This window comes from Nonomuraea rosea (genome assembly GCF_039539705.1).
GTDB classification, from domain to species: domain Bacteria; phylum Actinomycetota; class Actinomycetes; order Streptosporangiales; family Streptosporangiaceae; genus Nonomuraea; species Nonomuraea rosea.
In genome coordinates this window covers 1-653 of record NZ_BAABDQ010000154.1, presented here as the reverse complement: position 1 = coordinate 653, position 653 = coordinate 1, and the positions used below count along the sequence as shown (strand labels likewise).

The 653-nt window shown below is 63.2% G+C and carries 1 protein-coding gene; it reads left to right on the top strand.

The features are described 5' to 3' along the window. Window positions 1-24: 24 nt before the first annotated feature. On the top strand, window positions 25-653 hold a 629-nt coding region (locus ABEA43_RS67870), incomplete at its 3' end, for a hypothetical protein (protein ID WP_345581631.1).

The window sequence follows — 653 nt, the reverse complement described above, 5'->3', positions numbered from 1 at the left end:
AAGCTCAAGGACCACACGACGGGCATGAGCTCGGCCAAGCCGTTGCGGCTGGAGTACAAGGACGGCAGCGTCATCTCCTTCACGCACTTCCTGGCGCAGAAGGTCATCATCTACGGCGACAATCTGACCTTCGTCGGTTGCCTGTTCGAGGGCACCAGCCCCAACGACAACCTGGTCCAGGTCTACTCCGACACCAACGTGAAGTTCCTGTACTCCACGTTCAAGCCGAGTTCGTACGCCATGCCGCCGGGCAACGACGGCACCGTGTCGTCCTCGCACACCAAGCCGGGCACCCCGTACGACAAGTCCTGGCAGCTCATGACGACGATGAAAGAAGCCGTCGCCGTCATGGACCACAACGACATCTGGGGCAACGCCGGCCTGATCATGATGACCGGGTATCCGGGACGGCCCTCGACGTGGACGAACAACTACATCCACGACAGCGCCGACACCGCCCGCGACGAGTACCACCACGACGGCATCGGCCCGCAGAGCGAAGGTGACGGCGGCCCGATGGTGATCCGCAACAACACCATCGCCTCCATCGGCAACACCAACGGGCTGGCCCTGCAGGGCAAGGGCGTGTACACCGGCATCGCCTTCGAGGACAACTACGTCTCCGGCTGGGGCTACGCCCTGAGCATCGGCAC